The sequence below is a fragment of the Pectobacterium nicotianae genome (assembly GCF_023272715.1).
GTDB classification, from domain to species: domain Bacteria; phylum Pseudomonadota; class Gammaproteobacteria; order Enterobacterales; family Enterobacteriaceae; genus Pectobacterium; species Pectobacterium brasiliense.
The window spans coordinates 1,197,563-1,212,548 of record NZ_CP096821.1 but is presented as its reverse complement, the minus strand read 5'-3'; the positions used below and the strand labels follow the sequence as shown (position 1 = coordinate 1,212,548).

Here is a 14,986-nt window from a genome sequence, read left to right as displayed (position 1 = left end):
TGTGGAAGAACTCACAAAAGCACGTTGATAGAGAAGGAAGAAGTGGCCGAGTACCTGAGTACCCGGCCAGATAAGCTACGTAACAAATTGTCTTAAAAGGTAATTATTAACGTAGACGCTGAACAGATCGATTACTGAGCCAGCAGATAAATCGTGGCATCACCGCGACGAACGTTCAAAGCCAATACGGCTGGTTTGCTGTCCAGAATTTTACGCAACTCACCAATATTCTGTACCGGCTGTTGGTTAACCCCCAGAATAATGTCGTCCTTCTTCAGGCCAATTTTAGCCGCCGCGGAACCGGGTTTGACGTTATCCACCTTGACGCCTTTTTTGTCGTCCACCTGAGTATTGCTCAGCTCGGCACCTTCAATGCCAGAGTAGAGATTACCGGAAGCCACCTGAGCCTGATTACTCTGTTGCAGCGTCACCTCAACCGTCAGCGGTTTACCCTCACGCAGCAATCCCAGCGCGACTTTGCTGCCCACCGGCAGCGATCCAACCTGCGCACGCAGCGCAGAGAAGCTGCTGACCGCCTTACCATTTAGCGTGACGATCACATCACCCGCCTTGATGCCCGCTTCATCTGCCGCCGACTTCGGCCTCACCTGACTCACAAACGCCCCGCGCTGTGCATCAACTTTCATCGCCTGCGCCAGTTCGGAGTTCAGCTCCGTCCCGGTGATGCCCAGCTCGCCGCGCTTCACTTCGCCAAATTCGACAATCTGTGCCACGACGCTTTTCACCATATTGCTGGGGATAGCGAAACCAATCCCGATATTGCCGCCATCTGGAGCAAGAATCGCGGTATTCAGCCCAACCAGCTCCCCGTTCAGATTAACCAGCGCACCACCGGAATTCCCCCGGTTTATCGCCGCATCGGTCTGAATAAAGTTCTCGTAATTTTCAATATTTAACCCGCTACGCCCCAGCGCGGACACTATACCCGATGTCGCTGTTTCGCCCAGACCATACGGGTTACCAATCGCGACGGTGTAATCACCGACCCGCAGTTGGTCAGAATCTGCGATCTTAATCGCCGTCAGGTTTTTAAAGTCTTTCAACTGCACCAGCGCGATATCTGAACGCGGATCTTTGCCTAACACTTTACCGTCATACTTGCGGCCATCGCTGAGTCGAACCTGAATCTTATCGGCGTTATCCACCACATGGCTGTTGGTAACCACATAGCCTTTTTCTGCATTAATCACGACGCCCGCGCCCAGCGCCTGGAAATTTTCCTGCTGCGGCGGCTGACCGTCGTCGTCACCGTCTCCCTGACACATCGGCGATGACTGGAACGGCGATCCTTCCTGACAGAAAGGCGAGTTTTCACCAAAAAACGGCTGAAGCTGTGGTGGGATACCTTCTTTTCCCGCATTGCCCGCATGGGTGGTATGCCCTTCAACATAGATGCTCACCACGGAAGGCATGACGTTTTCCAGCATAGGGGCCAGGCTGGGTAATTGACCCGATGACGCGGCAGACGCCGCTGACTCAGCGGCATTCGCCGTGGTAGAGCCCATCGCCATCGCCAGACTTAACGCCAGCGCACTCAGAACCAGTGATTTTCTTTTCATAGGAGGTTATCTCATAGTAATCAACACGCGAGTCTTACGGCCCGTGTACCCGACACCGAGTACACTCAGGGGTCGTGCTGTATGAGATAAATATGGACCAACAAGGTTCCCGAGGGGAAGATCGTGAAGCGTAAGGAAATATTGAACGGCTTTACAAAAGTCGCGATTTCCGTTGCGGCCTGTTCATCGCTAATCCGCCGCCATCAGCTTGCGGTATTCGTCGTAGGCGTACAAATCGGTCATACCGCTGATGTAATCCTGAATCAGGCGCGCCCGATAATAATATTCACGGATGACGCGCTCGGTTTCGGGTAATCCTTCCAACTCAGCAACCGCTTCACAATAGGCCAGACAGTGCTTGCTGGAGAGCTTGTGATAAAGCCGCGTTTCAATCGGATAGCGTTTGTGCGTATCGTCGCTAACAAGCTGGCTGAAATCCTGATAGGGCATATCGAGCAGCGGGCTATAAATATCCAGCAGGCCGCGAATTACGCGGTCGCCCTGTAGCTCCAACTGTTCAACTTCATGATGGTTAAAAACGTGCTTTAAGGCGACGCGTTTGAAAATGCCTAACAGGCGGTTCTGCGGGCTGTCGTCCTCAAGCAACGCCTGATTGAACGAACCGGCATAAACTGCCGGCAGGTTGTCGATAAAACGCTGCGCGGCATGCGGCACCATTTGCCCCACGGTATGAACACGGAGATTCATGAAGAACTGATCGTCGTGGCTACGCCATTGAAAGCATTCGCGTTCTTTGTAAGCACGTTCGATCGTTTTAGCGAAGATGTCTTTCTCTGCTCCTGCGCCCCAATTTTCGCGCAGACGATCGTAAAGTTCGTCGATCGTGAGGATATCTTTCTCGACGGCGTCCTCAAGATCCGCGATGCAGTAGGAGACATCATCCGCAGCTTCCATGATGTAGCTCAGCGGGTGACGATGAAATTCGCCCATATCCAGCTCTTCACGTAGTGTGGCGACAAACGCTTCCTCTGCCAGATAGTAGCCCGGCTTCTTCATCAAATAATGGTAATCCGCCGGAAGCTCGCCATGCCAATACGCGGGACGGGTGTATTTCAGAATGCAGGCCACCTGCCCATAGGTCAGGTTGAGCTTCAACAACGTATGCACCAGACGGATCGCCTGTGCATTACCTTCAAAGTGACTCAGATCCTGCCGGATTTGCCCACGTAGATCGTCCAGTCCGTCCTGCTGCATCCGCAGCGTAGGCACTCTACAGTCATCGACGCGTTCCGGGGATTCGCTGTCCAGATAGTGGCTATCCAGTAATTTTCTGAACCACTGATTAATCGCCGATTCACCAAAATGCCCAAACGGCGGATTGCCGATGTCATGCATCAGGCACGCCATTTCGACCAGACTTTCAAACGGTGTTTCTCTGTCGTTCAGTCCCAGCGACGCCAGCCGCCCGTCGACTTTCAGGCGGTGCAAAATCTCTTTGGCGATATAGCGCCCCACCTGCTGAACTTCCATTGAATGGGTCAGACGGGAGCGGACGGCCGCATTACGTTCTAGCGGAAAGACCTGGGTTTTTTGCTGTAAGCGGCGGATGGCAGCGGAGTTAATAATACGCCCCCGATCGCTCTCAAACTGGCGCACAATCGTATATTCATCCTCAGCCGTTTTAGGCCGGCTGAAATGGCGCTGAAAGCTCATTTTTTTGGCGAAATTGATACCAGACATACGCTTCTCCCTATCATCCCGCTACAGCACAGTAATGGACATTCCATCTCATCCCGCTAGCCATGATAGACTAACCCCAGCTACACGCCTTCCATTTATAACAGAATTTGCGGGGAACCTTATGAAAGTCGGTATTATCGGCGCAATGGAACAAGAAGTAACGCTGCTGCGCGATCGGATTGAAAACCGTCAGACCTTCCAGCGTGCAGGTTGCGAAATCTACACCGGACAAATCAACGGTGTAGATGTCGCCCTGCTGAAATCCGGTATCGGCAAAGTCTCCGCCGCACTGGGCACCACGCTGCTGCTGGAACACAGCAAGCCAGACGTGGTCATTAACACCGGTTCCGCTGGCGGACTCGCACCTACATTGAACGTCGGTGATATCGTCGTTTCCGATGAAGTGCGCTACCACGATGCTGACGTCACGGCCTTTGGCTATGAACCCGGCCAGATGGCGGGCTGCCCTGCCGCTTTCCTTGCCGATGAAAAGCTCATCGTGCTGGCGCAGGCAGTGATTGCCGAGTTACAGCTGAACGCCGTGCGCGGTCTGGTTGTCAGCGGCGATGCCTTCATTAATGGCGCAGAGCCGTTAGCTCGTATCCGCACCACCTTCCCGAAAGCGATTGCCGTAGAAATGGAAGCGACGGCGATCGCCCATGTCTGCCACCAGTTCGCCGTCCCGTTTGTGGTTGTACGCGCGATTTCTGATGTGGCCGATAAAGCCTCACACCTGAGTTTCGATGAGTTCCTGAGCGTTGCAGCACAGCAATCAACGCGGATGGTAGAAGCGATTCTGGCCAAGCTGGCCGCACGCTAATCGTGACAGTCAGGCTCCTCTGCTGGCTGACCGGGCTGCTGCTCTGCACCGCCGCTTATGCCATTCCGCAGCGTGTCATCAGTCTCGCACCACACGCGACGGAAATGGCCTATGCGGCAGGTATGGGCGAACAGCTGATTGCAGTCAGCGCCTGGTCAGATTATCCGCCAGAAGCGAAAAAGCTGGAACAGGTGGCTTCCTGGCAGGGAATCAACCTGGAGCGGATCCTCGCCCTCAAGCCCGATCTGATTCTGGCGTGGCGCGAGGGGAACCCGCAGCGGCCGCTGGAACAGCTCGCCAATTTCTCGATTCCTATCGTTTATCTGGATGCGAAGACGTTAGACGATATCCCGGCGTCACTACGACAGCTGGCGACCTACAGCCGCCATCCTGAGCAAGCCGAACGGGCCGCGACAGATTTTCAGCAGGAAATAGGTGAACTCCGGCGCGCTGGCAAGGCACCTCACGCCGTGCCATTGCGGGTATTCATTCAATTTGGCACTCAACCGCTGTTTACTTCTTCGCAAGCAACGCTGCAAAGCCAGATCGTCTCACTGTGCGGTGCCGAAAATGTCTTTAGCGACAGCCCGGTGCCCTGGCCGCAGGTCAGCCGTGAACAGGTGTTAAGACGCCAGCCGCAGGCCATTATTGTCGGCGGTACGCCAGATAGAATTGCCAGCGTGCAGGCGTTTTGGCAGCCACAATTAGCGGTTCCGGTAATTACCGTCAATGAAGACTGGTTTAGCCGCAGTGGCCCACGTTTACGCTTGGCTGCCAGGCAAATTTGTTCCCAATTAGCCGAGTTAAGACCCACGCTTTCGTCAGCGAAGTGATTGTTAATTAACAGAGTGAAATCATTCCGATAACAATAGCTTCATTAGTATACAAGTTGTAACACTAACAGGCTTTTATTTCGCCAATAGTTGCCGATAATCTGAACGCAACGGTGGAATCATAGACACTATTCCGTGTTGATTACCACCCGGCGATAAAGCCAAAGCAAAACGAAATAAGAAAACTTTGAACCGATATCGGTTCTTTACACCAGGTAGCTTTAACTATGAAAAATGCGTTGCTTTACGCGGGCTTACTTATGGCAGCCTGTAGCACGGCATATGCAGGAAGTCAGGGCGGGCAGATTAACGCTCAACTGACGATACTACCGGCATGCGGCGTAACGCCTCAATCCGGTCAATATCAAATGAAATGTAACGTAGCCTCTGTACCACAACCTAAAATTACTGAGTCACGTATTCAGGTCGATCAGGCAAAATTTTCGACCTCTGCGGCAAAAACCGCACAGGGTACGGAAACGCGTCTGATTACGGTCGAATGGTAATCACAGTAAAAACACGAGGCGTGTTCTTTTAATTAACGCGTCTTGTGACAGGTTGCTTGTTTACTATGCCCTAAATAATTCGAGTTGCATGAAGGCGGCAACCGAGCGAATCCCCAGGAGCTTACACAGGTAAGTGACTGGGGTGAGTAAGGACAAATCGGCTTAGCCGATTTGAACGCCGCTTGCGGCGGCCCTTCAGGGCGAGGCTCAGAACTGAGCCGAGTATTGCCAACGCACAAGCAGCTTGAAGTATGACGGGCATATAAAAAAACCGTGTCTTGTTGCCGAGACACGGTTTTTATTTTTCAGTCGGTCAATCACCGCAACGCAGGATCAGACGCTGAAAGAGGAACCACAGCCGCAGGTGGATTTCGCATTCGGATTCGTCACGATAAAGCGAGAACCTTCCAGACCTTCGGTATAATCCACCGCACCGCCAACCAGATATTGCAGGCTCATCGGATCAACCACCAGCGCCACACCTTGTTTCTCAATGGTCATATCGCCGTCGTTGATTTGATCATCAAAGGTAAAACCATACTGGAAACCGCTACAGCCGCCGCCCGTGATATACACACGCAGTTTCAGCTCTGGGTTTTCTTCATCAGCAATCAGGTTTTTCACCTTGCTTGCCGCCGCATCGGTAAATTGCAGAGGCAGTGCTGCTATATCATCGCTCATATTTTTACTCCCAACTCAGGGCTTATCAGGTGATAGACCCATATTCATACGCTTATTATCCGGCAGTATGCGAAAACGTTCAAGATTTGACAGCTGCTGTTGAAATAATCGCCGCATTATGCCGCCTCCTCTCCCCCACAGCCAGTACTCTCTGTGGGTATGGCGCGGTGTGTTTTCAAGTGAAAACCCGCACAGCGATTTCATAACGGCGGTCAGTTCATTAGAATACCCCTACATTTTACGATCAAGACCAGTCAGGACCGCGTAATGAACAAATCTGAAAGCCTGTATGCTGCGGCACAGCAACTTATTCCCGGCGGTGTGAACTCACCCGTTCGTGCTTTTAACGGCGTTGGCGGTACTCCGCTGTTCATCGAACGGGCTGATGGCGCTTATCTCTATGACGCTGACGAGCAAGCGTACATTGATTACGTGGGATCGTGGGGCCCGATGGTGCTGGGGCACAATCACCCGGCAATCCGTGATGCGGTGATCGCCGCAGCAGAACGCGGCCTGAGCTTTGGCGCGCCGACAGAAATGGAAGTGCAGATGGCGCGTCTGGTTACCTCGCTGGTACCGAGCATGGATATGGTGCGGATGGTCAACTCCGGTACGGAGGCCACCATGAGTGCGATCCGTCTGGCGCGTGGTTACACCGGCCGCGACAAGATCATCAAATTTGAAGGCTGCTACCACGGCCACGCCGACTGCCTGCTGGTGAAAGCCGGCTCTGGCGCGCTGACGCTGGGCCAACCTAACTCCCCCGGCGTTCCAGCTGATTTCGCCCGCCACACGCTGACCTGCGTCTATAACGATTTGTCATCCGTTCGCGCCGCGTTTGAACAATATCCTGACGAGATCGCCGCGATCATTGTCGAACCTGTTGCGGGCAACATGAACTGCATCCCACCGCTGCCAGATTTCCTTCCTGGCCTGCGTGCTCTGTGCGACGAGTTTGGTGCCCTGTTCATCATCGATGAAGTGATGACCGGTTTTCGTGTGGCGCTGGCGGGTGCACAGTCGCACTACGGCGTAGTGCCGGATCTGACCTGTCTGGGGAAAATCATCGGCGGCGGCATGCCAGTCGGCGCATTCGGCGGTAAGCGTGAAGTTATGCAGGCACTGGCACCGACCGGCCCGGTTTATCAGGCGGGAACGCTGTCCGGTAACCCGATTGCCATGGCCGCAGGCTTTGCCTGTTTAACCGAAGTCGCGAAACCTGGCGTACATGAAAAGCTCACCGCGTTGACCAATCAGCTGGCTGACGGTCTGCTGGCTGCCGCGAAAGCCGAAAACATTCCGCTGGTGGTGAATCAGGCAGGCGGCATGTTCGGCCTGTTCTTCACGGATGCGGAGAGCGTCACCTGCTATCAGGATGTGATGAAGTGCGATGTCGAGCGCTTTAAGCGGTTCTTCCACATGATGCTGGAAGAAGGGATTTACCTCGCGCCGTCCGCGTTTGAAGCTGGCTTTATGTCGCTGGCACATACGCCACAGGACATCGATCGCACCATCGAAGCTGCGCAGCTCTGCTTCTCACGCCTGTAAAACGGACTCGTACACAATGGCGTCACTCACTGACGCCATTGCTGCTCAACACCCGCCTCTGCTCCGCCCCCACTTTTTTCGTCAGGATTCTCGTTTGAGAATGACAAGCCCTCTTAAATTGGTTATGAGTAAGGCTATGTTCCTGAAAATAGCGGAGAGATCATGTTAAAGGTTCTAGGACGCACGTCGTCAATCAACGTTCGGAAAGTGCTGTGGCTGTGTGATGAGTTGGCGATTCCCTTTGACCGGGAAGACTGGGGTGAAGGCTATCAGTCACCGCAGTCACCGGCATTTTTGGCGCTCAACCCTAATGCCATGATACCGGTGATTCAGGACGACGATTTCGTCATGTGGGAATCGAACGCGATTATACGTTACCTCGCCAACGCGAAGGACGGTGCCTGGCTCTACCCACAGGATCCGCGTAGTCGTGCTTCGGTCGATCAATGGATCGACTGGCAGGCCAACGAGCTCAATCCCTCATGGCGTTACGCCTTTATGTCGCTGGTGCGCCAATCCCCCGCACATCAGGATCCGGCGCTCTTGGCCGCATCCTGCAATCTTTGGTCCCGCACGATGGGCATTTTGAATCAGCAATTAGAGCGAACCGGCCACTACGTCGCAGGAAAAACGTTCACGCTGGCCGATATTCCCATCGGGCTATCGGTAAACCGCTGGTATGAAACGCCGCTGGAACACACAGACTATCCCGCCGTCCGCGCCTACTATGAGCGTTTAAGCGAACGCGCGGGCTACCTGACCTGGGGACGCAACGGCACGCCATAAGGCTACTCATAACGCTACGCTACCCGGCTCGATACCGCTCATCTCACAGGCCAGTGCCCCCGCGCGCTTAAGCGCATAGGTGTAGCGTTCATCAAACGGGTAGCAGCACGATAGCCGAAGCGCGTGCTTACAGCGACCGCTCAGCGTGTAAAGTTCGCCGGGCGTGACGCAAATCCGCTCTTGCAGCAGGCGATGGAATAACTCAACGCCATCCACACCGCCCGGTAACTCCAACCAGAAGACAAAACCGCCCTGCGGCTGCGTCGCGCGTGTTCCCTGCGGAAAATGTCGGGCAATCAATCCACGCGCTTCATCCATCTGCGCGGCATAGCGGCGACGCAGGGTGCGTAGATGGTGGTCGTAACCGCCGGACTCCAGAAACTGCGCCAGCGTTTCCGATAGCAGCGCCGATTCCGCCATTGACGAGACCGCTTTCAGCCGTGCTACTTTGGCACGGAAACGACCTGACGCCATCCAGCCGATGCGGAAATCAGGCGCCAGCGTTTTCGTGAAGCTGGAGCAGTAAATCACCCAACCTTCACGGTCGAAGGCTTTCACCGTCGGCGACAGCGGCCAGGTAAACTGAAGTTCGCTGTATAACCCATCCTCGATAAGCGGAACCTGATAGTCGTTCACCAGCTTTGCCAGCCGCTTTTTATCCGCCAGCGTCATGCTGCATCCGAGCGGATTCTGCGCGTTCGGCATAGCGATAATCGCCTGTAATCGCTGTTCTGACAGCAGCAGTTCCAGCGCATCTAGCGCAAGACCGCGTTGCGGATCGGTGGGAATTTCCACCGTTTTCAATCCCAGACTGGCGAGCAGAGGAAAGAGATAAAAATAGGTTGGCGTTTCCAGTCCCACACAGTCGCCCGGCTGCGTGACCGTGCGTAGCGCCAGCTGTAGCGCTTCCATACAGCCGTGGGTGATCGTGATGTCCTCGCGGGTCAATGTCATACCCAAATCCATCGCCCGCCGCGCCACTTCGCGTCGCAGTCGTTCACTGCCCGGCGGCAACGCATAGCGACCAATCAGGTTGGGCTGTCGTCGCAACAAGGAAGCCGCAATACGGCTAATCTTTTCGGTCGGATAGAAATCGGCATGCTGCGGGCACGCCAGAGAAATGTTGATGTAATCCGGGTGCGTCTGAGCAGCAAAAACGGTATCAATCAGATCCAGTTGCTCACTGCCCGGCACAATCACCTGCGCACGATGGGGCTTGCTCTCCGTCAGCGACGGCAGACGTCCTCGCACAAAGTAGCCTGACTGCGGTCGTGCTTCGATCAACCCGCGATCTTCGAGAATGCGCCAGGCATTCAACACCGTATTCACACTTACCTGATGCGATCCGGCAACGCGGCGAATAGAAGGCAGGCGGCTTCCCGGCGCTAACGTCCCTTGATGAATCGCCGTGGCGAAGGTTTCCGCGAGCTGTTGATAGAGCGTACTTTCTTGTGAATCGATAATGGACACAGTTCCCCCGCCAGCCGATGAGTACAGTTAACAATTAATGCATTTTGTACCCATAACAATAATCATTTTGTGTATCTGTAACCATTTCTTTTTTCTGCCTACCATAGTGTTCTCCCCCATCATCAGGATAACACCATGCTCGACCCTTCTTTTTTCAGCTACGTCACCGTCATGTCCATCACACCGGGACCCAATAATCTGCTGCTGGCAACCTCAGGCGTCAATTTTGGCCTGCGTCGTACGTTACCGATGATGATGGGCATTTCCGTTGGCTGCGGGATACAAACGGCGCTGATGGGCGTAGCCTTGGAACTTCTGCTGAGCTGGATGAGCATGATTCGCCTCCCCCTTACCGTGCTGGGGTGTGTCTATCTGCTATGGCTATCGTGGAAAATCGTGCGCTCATCGGCACCGGAATTACAGGGGCGAGTACAGCCGATGACCGTACTGCAAGGGACGCTATTTCAGGCGGTGAATCCGAAAGCCTGGCTGATGTCCAGCAACATCGCGCTGCTTTATGCCGCCAGCGGCGGCCTTTTTACCACAGTAGTCGCCTTTATGGCGCTCAATCTGCCCTGTATTTTAGTCTGGGCACTACTCGGCGATCGCATCGGTAAACATCTTCAGGAACCGTGGAAACTGAAAGCCTTCAACGGCATCATGGCGCTTTCTCTGGTGCTCACCACCTTCTGGATGCTGGTCGAAGCTATTAACCTCTCCGGCTAATCACACGGCCTCGGCGGGCTTCCCTCCCCGCCGAGGCTCGCATTATTTCACCTGTTTCCGCAATAGATAAACAAAGTAAGGCGCACCGATAAACGTCGCGAGCAGTCCTGCCGGAATCTGCGCCGGAAAGAGAATCATCCGGCCAAACCAGTCTGCAATCACCATTAGCGCGCCGCCAATCAATGCGGAGCAGGCAATTTGCGGTAACACGCGGCTAAAGCCCAGCATCCGCGCCATATGGGGTGCCATTAAACCCACAAAGCTCATGGGGCCGACCATCAGCGTTGCCATCGCAGTCAGTACCGATGCCAACAGCAAAACCAGCAGACGCACTGGCGTAACGGCCACGCCAAGTGCTCTGGCCGTGGTGGTGCCCAGCGGCAGAATACGCAGCCAGCGCTGACACAGCGGGACAATCAACAGCAGCAGAACGGCAATCACCGCCGTGCGTATCGCGTCCGTCGGTTCAACCGCATAGGTTGATCCCGACAGCCAGGTCAACACGGTTCCCATACGCGGATCGCCACTGGCCAGCAGCAGCGCAATGACGGTGGTGAACGCCATGCTCAGCGCGATCCCTGCCAGCAGCATACGCTGCGTGGAGAAACCACCGCGTCCGGCGATCATCACCATGACCAACAGCGTCAGCGCCGCGCCCGCACTACCGGCCGGAAGTAACCACACGAACGCATTGCCGGGAATGAAGAACAGCAAAATAATGACGCCAAACGACGCGCCGGAGCTAATTCCCAGCACTTCCGGGCTTCCCATCGGGTTACCCGTCAGCTTCTGTATTAGCGTTCCCGCCACCGCCAGCATCACCCCAGCGGTTAGCGCCGCCAGCACCCGAGGCCAGCGCCATGAGAGCAATTGCGTTAACACATCACCGCCGCCCCACTGCCAGCCGTCGGCATCTTTCCCTAACATCAGCGCCGTAATCACCACCATTCCCAGCAGCATGACGCCAAGTACCAGCCACGTTCCCCACAGGCGACGTTCAGCCGTCGGCGTACTGCTGCTGTCGACCATCGCTGGTTGACCACTATTACGCAGGCGCGGCAACAGCCACAGTAGCAGCGGCGCACCAATCAGCGCCGTCGCGGCACCCGTTGGAACGTCAAGCCACACGCGGCTCAGCCAGATAACGCCCTGATCGGTAACGCCAAGCAGCAGCGCCCCCAGCAGCGGCGCTAATAAGAGACGGTGAAGTAACCGCCGAGCCCCCAGCATTTTCGCCAGCAGCGGCGCAAACAGGCCGATAAAACCGATAATGCCTGCCGCATTCACTAATTGCGCACACAGGAAAATCCCCAGCCCAAGCGCGCTCAGACGTGCCAGCGACAGTCCAAGCCCCAAGTTACGTGCGACGCCGTCATCCAGCCCCAGCAGTGTTAGCGGACGAATCAACAACAGCGCCAGACAGAAACACACCAGAAGACGCGGGAGAACAAACTGCACATTGCTCCAGTCCTGCTGGTTCAGCACGCCGCTGCTCCACAGGAACAGGCCCTGAAGCTGCTCATGATGGAATAGCACCAGCAGTTGATTGACCGCGCTACAGTAGAAACTCAGCACCAGCCCCGCCAGAATCAGCGTCACGGGCGATAAACGCTTGCCCCAAGCGACGCCAAAGACCAACGCACCAACCACCAGCGCCCCAGCCATGGCCGCGACCTGCTGGAGCCATGCGCCACCCGGCAGCGCCCACAGTGTGACCACTGTGATCCCGAGCTGTGCGCCCGTGGCGATCCCCAGCGTTGATGGCTCAGCCAGCGGATTACGCAAGACCTGCTGGAACAGCACGCCGCACAGCCCCAGCCCCGCGCCAATCAGCAGCGCCAGCACCATGCGCGGCAATAGGCTGTAGTGAAACAGCAACTGCGGCATATTATTCAAGGCAGGCTGAGTCAGCCCCTCAAGCCACTGTGACACCGGTAATTGCTGCTGCAAATTGTAGCTGCCCATCCCCAGAATCACGATCAGCAGAAAACCAATCAGTACCACTGGCAGCACCCGCGGATGAGCAACGTGCTTGTGCGCGTGCGAGGCACTGGCAGACAGAGGATTAGGCATGTTTTCTCGCCTCCAGCGCCTGATTCAATACGCGGCAGAAGCGCATCGCCGAGAGCGTTCCACCATACAGCCAGACGGCAGGCACGCGTTGCAAACGCTGGTTACGTACAAACGGCATGGCCTGCCAAAGCGGGTTCTTATCAAGCTGCGCGCTGATGGCACTATCGCCATGCTCGAAGCAGAGCACGTTGGCATCGCCGACGTCTGCCAGACTCTCAATGCCCACAATCGTACTGCCCCAGAAGCTGGTTTCACCACGCCAGGCATTTTCAATCCCGACATGATCCATGACTTCCTGAAAAAGGCTGTTCTTGCCAATCACCAGCACATGGCGGCTGTCGACCAGCGTGATGAGCAACAGCGGCCGCTGGGTGTAAGGCTGGAGTGTGATTTTTTCCTGCTGGAGAAACTGCGCCAGCTCCGTCAGATGTTGCTCGCCAGCCGCTTTCATATTGAGCGCATCGGCCAGCTTCATGACCGAGGCCTGTGCCGACGTCAGTGGTTTTCCCTGTTCGTTGCTGAAGCCAAAGCCCAGCAGCGGAGAAATACGGGACATTTTTGCGACTGAAGGGCCGTAACCTTCAGAGTAAAGAATCAGCGACGGGCGAATCTGCGTCAGCAACTCCAGATTAGGCTCGGTACGCAGCCCCACATCAATTACCGATTCAGGCAACGCGGGCTCTTTCACCCACAGGTTGTAGTTATGCTTATCTGCAATCGCGAAGGGCGTGATGCCCAACGCCAGAAGCAGTTCAACAGGCAACCACTCCAGAGCCACAATGCGGTTTACATCGGGAAATATGGCAGTAGCCCCCCTGCTCGCCGCCGAATAAACCAGCGGTGACAGCAGCAGCGCCGTCAGCAAACGACGGCGTAGCGGATCGGGAGAGGATGGAGAAGAAAAAAATTCAGGCATCATGAGCAGAAAAACCGAGTTAACAAACGAAGCTGACCGGCGCGCCACCCGCCGGATGAGGCAGAATGCCCATGGGAATGCCGTAGATATTTTCCAGCACGTCCCCTTGCATCAGCGCGACAGGCTCACCCTTCGCAATCATTTTGCCGCCGCGCAACGCCACCAGATGATCGCAGTAGCGCGCAGCCATGTTGATATCATGCAACACCGCAATGACGGTGATGCCGCGCTCGCGGCTCATGCGCTGAATCAGCGCCAGAATCTCAACCTGATGCGCAATGTCCAGCGCGGAGGTCGGTTCATCCAACAGCAGGCAGCGGCTATCCTGCGCCACCGTCATCGCCAGCCAGGCTCGCTGCCGTTCACCGCCCGACAGGCTATCCACCAGACGGTTTGCAAAGGGTTTCAACCCCACCAGCGTGATGGCTTCTTCGACCTTTTCCCGATCGGCGCTGCCGAAACGGCCTAATGCGCCGTGCCACGGGTAACGCCCTACGGCAACCAGCTCACGCACGGTCATCCCTTCGGCAGCGGGAAGCTGCTGCGGTAAATAAGCCACCTGACGGGCGAACAATTTGCTGTCCCAGCTTCCGATCGCCTGTTCGCCCAGCAGTGCAGTACCACCGCTAGCGGGCTGATGACGACCCAGAATTTTCAGCAAGGTCGATTTGCCTGAGCCGTTATGCCCAATCAGGCCACAGACTTTCCCGACGGGGAACGTGATAGAGAGCGGGTGTAGCAGCGTGCGTCCGGCGACGGAAAAGCTGACGTCATCCAGTCTGAAAGTGGTATCAGGCAGTACAGTTTGATTTTGCATAGCGCTTTTGGTTTGTCATGTCACCGAAGGAAAGGGGTGAGCAGAATTCACTATTCCCGTAATCGTCAGTCTAAAAGAGAACGATAATGATTACGATAAAGGCAGCATGATAGGCGCAACGGAATGCCAATCGCAAGACTTTTACCCGTCAGCACCAGAGTGGCGTGGAGAGAAAAGCAGTATCAGGCAGGATGTGGTGCTCATCCCAAAATAGTAGAGAAAAAAAATGACCACAGATTCAGTCTATTAGGTACATTTTATACCACTATTGAGGCGGTTTCGTGCGCGATAATACCGTTATTTTCATGCTACCTTGTAGCACGCGCCCGACATAGGGGGCTACGCCAGCCCCCTATGAACCCCGGCGTTTGGCGGAAATTATGCCGCTGAAGCGGTGCCTTCGTCGGTATCAGGCTTAGAGGACCGCTTGCGACACGTTCCATACGTGGCGCAAGCTTGAGCCGCGTCCATGCGGCTCATCCTAAGCCTGCTATCTCCTCAGCATAATTTTTTACGCCGGATAACGACA

At 55.3% G+C, this 14,986-nt stretch carries 13 protein-coding genes; 6 read left to right on the top strand and 7 right to left on the bottom strand.

The window, feature by feature from the left end:
* Positions 1 to 131: 131 nt before the first annotated feature.
* A complete protein-coding gene (degP, locus tag MYB54_RS05360; protein ID WP_039499531.1) occupies positions 132 to 1,580 on the bottom strand; it encodes a serine endoprotease DegP in 1,449 nt (482 codons plus the stop codon).
* Between the two features lie 189 nt (positions 1,581 to 1,769).
* Positions 1,770 to 3,281, bottom strand: coding sequence for a dGTPase (dgt, locus tag MYB54_RS05355; RefSeq protein ID WP_248721607.1), 1,512 nt, complete (start codon positions 3,279 to 3,281; stop codon positions 1,770 to 1,772).
* 121 nt (positions 3,282 to 3,402) lie between these two features.
* On the opposite strand from dgt, the gene mtnN reads away from it, so the two are divergent.
* The 3 genes from mtnN (at position 3,403) to MYB54_RS05340 (ending at position 5,440) form a co-directional block, all read left to right on the top strand.
* Positions 3,403 to 4,101 (top strand): 5'-methylthioadenosine/S-adenosylhomocysteine nucleosidase, encoded by a 699-nt coding sequence (mtnN, locus tag MYB54_RS05350; protein ID WP_248721606.1) that lies wholly within the window; start codon positions 3,403 to 3,405, stop codon positions 4,099 to 4,101.
* A 2-nt stretch (positions 4,102 to 4,103) separates the two neighbouring features.
* Positions 4,104 to 4,934: a vitamin B12 ABC transporter substrate-binding protein BtuF gene (gene btuF, locus MYB54_RS05345; RefSeq protein WP_248721605.1), complete on the top strand. Its 831-nt coding sequence runs from the start codon at positions 4,104 to 4,106 to the stop codon at positions 4,932 to 4,934.
* A 227-nt stretch (positions 4,935 to 5,161) separates the two neighbouring features.
* Positions 5,162 to 5,440 (top strand): hypothetical protein, encoded by a 279-nt coding sequence (locus MYB54_RS05340; RefSeq protein ID WP_014916269.1) that lies wholly within the window; start codon positions 5,162 to 5,164, stop codon positions 5,438 to 5,440.
* Positions 5,441 to 5,773: 333 nt separating this feature from the next.
* Here the strand turns inward: MYB54_RS05340 and erpA are convergent, their stop codons facing one another.
* Complete coding sequence (erpA, locus tag MYB54_RS05335; protein WP_005969047.1) at positions 5,774 to 6,121, bottom strand: iron-sulfur cluster insertion protein ErpA; 348 nt, start codon at positions 6,119 to 6,121, stop codon at positions 5,774 to 5,776.
* Positions 6,122 to 6,388: 267 nt separating this feature from the next.
* Between erpA and hemL the strand changes: the two genes are divergently transcribed.
* Both hemL and MYB54_RS05325 read left to right on the top strand, forming a co-directional pair.
* A complete protein-coding gene (gene hemL, locus MYB54_RS05330; RefSeq protein WP_075278268.1) occupies positions 6,389 to 7,669 on the top strand; it encodes a glutamate-1-semialdehyde 2,1-aminomutase in 1,281 nt (426 codons plus the stop codon).
* A gap of 162 nt (positions 7,670 to 7,831) precedes the next feature.
* Positions 7,832 to 8,455 (top strand): glutathione S-transferase family protein, encoded by a 624-nt coding sequence (locus tag MYB54_RS05325; protein ID WP_014916270.1) that lies wholly within the window; start codon positions 7,832 to 7,834, stop codon positions 8,453 to 8,455.
* A gap of 6 nt (positions 8,456 to 8,461) precedes the next feature.
* On the opposite strand, the gene MYB54_RS05320 is transcribed toward MYB54_RS05325, so the two are convergent.
* The gene (locus tag MYB54_RS05320) at positions 8,462 to 9,925 is read right to left on the bottom strand and encodes an aminotransferase-like domain-containing protein (protein WP_248721604.1); all 1,464 of its coding nucleotides are present in this window, start codon (positions 9,923 to 9,925) and stop codon (positions 8,462 to 8,464) included.
* 135 nt (positions 9,926 to 10,060) lie between these two features.
* On the opposite strand from MYB54_RS05320, the gene MYB54_RS05315 reads away from it, so the two are divergent.
* The gene (locus MYB54_RS05315) at positions 10,061 to 10,651 is read left to right on the top strand and encodes a LysE family translocator (RefSeq protein WP_039280663.1); all 591 of its coding nucleotides are present in this window, start codon (positions 10,061 to 10,063) and stop codon (positions 10,649 to 10,651) included.
* A 42-nt stretch (positions 10,652 to 10,693) separates the two neighbouring features.
* Here the strand turns inward: MYB54_RS05315 and fhuB are convergent, their stop codons facing one another.
* Genes fhuB through fhuC form a run of 3 tightly spaced genes read right to left on the bottom strand, consistent with a single transcriptional unit; the run spans position 10,694 to position 14,457 of the window.
* The gene (fhuB, locus tag MYB54_RS05310; protein WP_119872177.1) at positions 10,694 to 12,724 is read right to left on the bottom strand and encodes a Fe(3+)-hydroxamate ABC transporter permease FhuB; all 2,031 of its coding nucleotides are present in this window, start codon (positions 12,722 to 12,724) and stop codon (positions 10,694 to 10,696) included.
* Complete coding sequence (fhuD, locus tag MYB54_RS05305; protein ID WP_248721603.1) at positions 12,717 to 13,643, bottom strand: Fe(3+)-hydroxamate ABC transporter substrate-binding protein FhuD; 927 nt, start codon at positions 13,641 to 13,643, stop codon at positions 12,717 to 12,719. The genes fhuB and fhuD overlap by 8 nt, the downstream gene beginning before the upstream one ends.
* Positions 13,644 to 13,659: 16 nt before the next feature.
* Positions 13,660 to 14,457: a Fe3+-hydroxamate ABC transporter ATP-binding protein FhuC gene (fhuC, locus tag MYB54_RS05300; protein WP_248721602.1), complete on the bottom strand. Its 798-nt coding sequence runs from the start codon at positions 14,455 to 14,457 to the stop codon at positions 13,660 to 13,662.
* Between the last annotated feature and the right edge of the window lie 529 nt (positions 14,458 to 14,986).

Excerpts from the sequence above, each read along its gene's own strand:
- degP (WP_039499531.1), bottom strand. The coding sequence starts at position 1,580 with ATGAAAAGAAAATCACTGGTTCTGAGTGCGCTGGCGTTAAGTCTGGCG.
- dgt (WP_248721607.1), bottom strand. The coding sequence starts at position 3,281 with ATGTCTGGTATCAATTTCGCCAAAAAAATGAGCTTTCAGCGCCATTTC.
- mtnN (WP_248721606.1), top strand. The coding sequence starts at position 3,403 with ATGAAAGTCGGTATTATCGGCGCAATGGAACAAGAAGTAACGCTGCTG.
- MYB54_RS05340 (WP_014916269.1), top strand. The coding sequence starts at position 5,162 with ATGAAAAATGCGTTGCTTTACGCGGGCTTACTTATGGCAGCCTGTAGC.
- erpA (WP_005969047.1), bottom strand. The coding sequence starts at position 6,121 with ATGAGCGATGATATAGCAGCACTGCCTCTGCAATTTACCGATGCGGCG.
- hemL (WP_075278268.1), top strand. The coding sequence starts at position 6,389 with ATGAACAAATCTGAAAGCCTGTATGCTGCGGCACAGCAACTTATTCCC.
- MYB54_RS05325 (WP_014916270.1), top strand. The coding sequence starts at position 7,832 with ATGTTAAAGGTTCTAGGACGCACGTCGTCAATCAACGTTCGGAAAGTG.
- MYB54_RS05315 (WP_039280663.1), top strand. The coding sequence starts at position 10,061 with ATGCTCGACCCTTCTTTTTTCAGCTACGTCACCGTCATGTCCATCACA.
- fhuB (WP_119872177.1), bottom strand. The coding sequence starts at position 12,724 with ATGCCTAATCCTCTGTCTGCCAGTGCCTCGCACGCGCACAAGCACGTT.
- fhuD (WP_248721603.1), bottom strand. The coding sequence starts at position 13,643 with ATGATGCCTGAATTTTTTTCTTCTCCATCCTCTCCCGATCCGCTACGC.
- fhuC (WP_248721602.1), bottom strand. The coding sequence starts at position 14,457 with ATGCAAAATCAAACTGTACTGCCTGATACCACTTTCAGACTGGATGAC.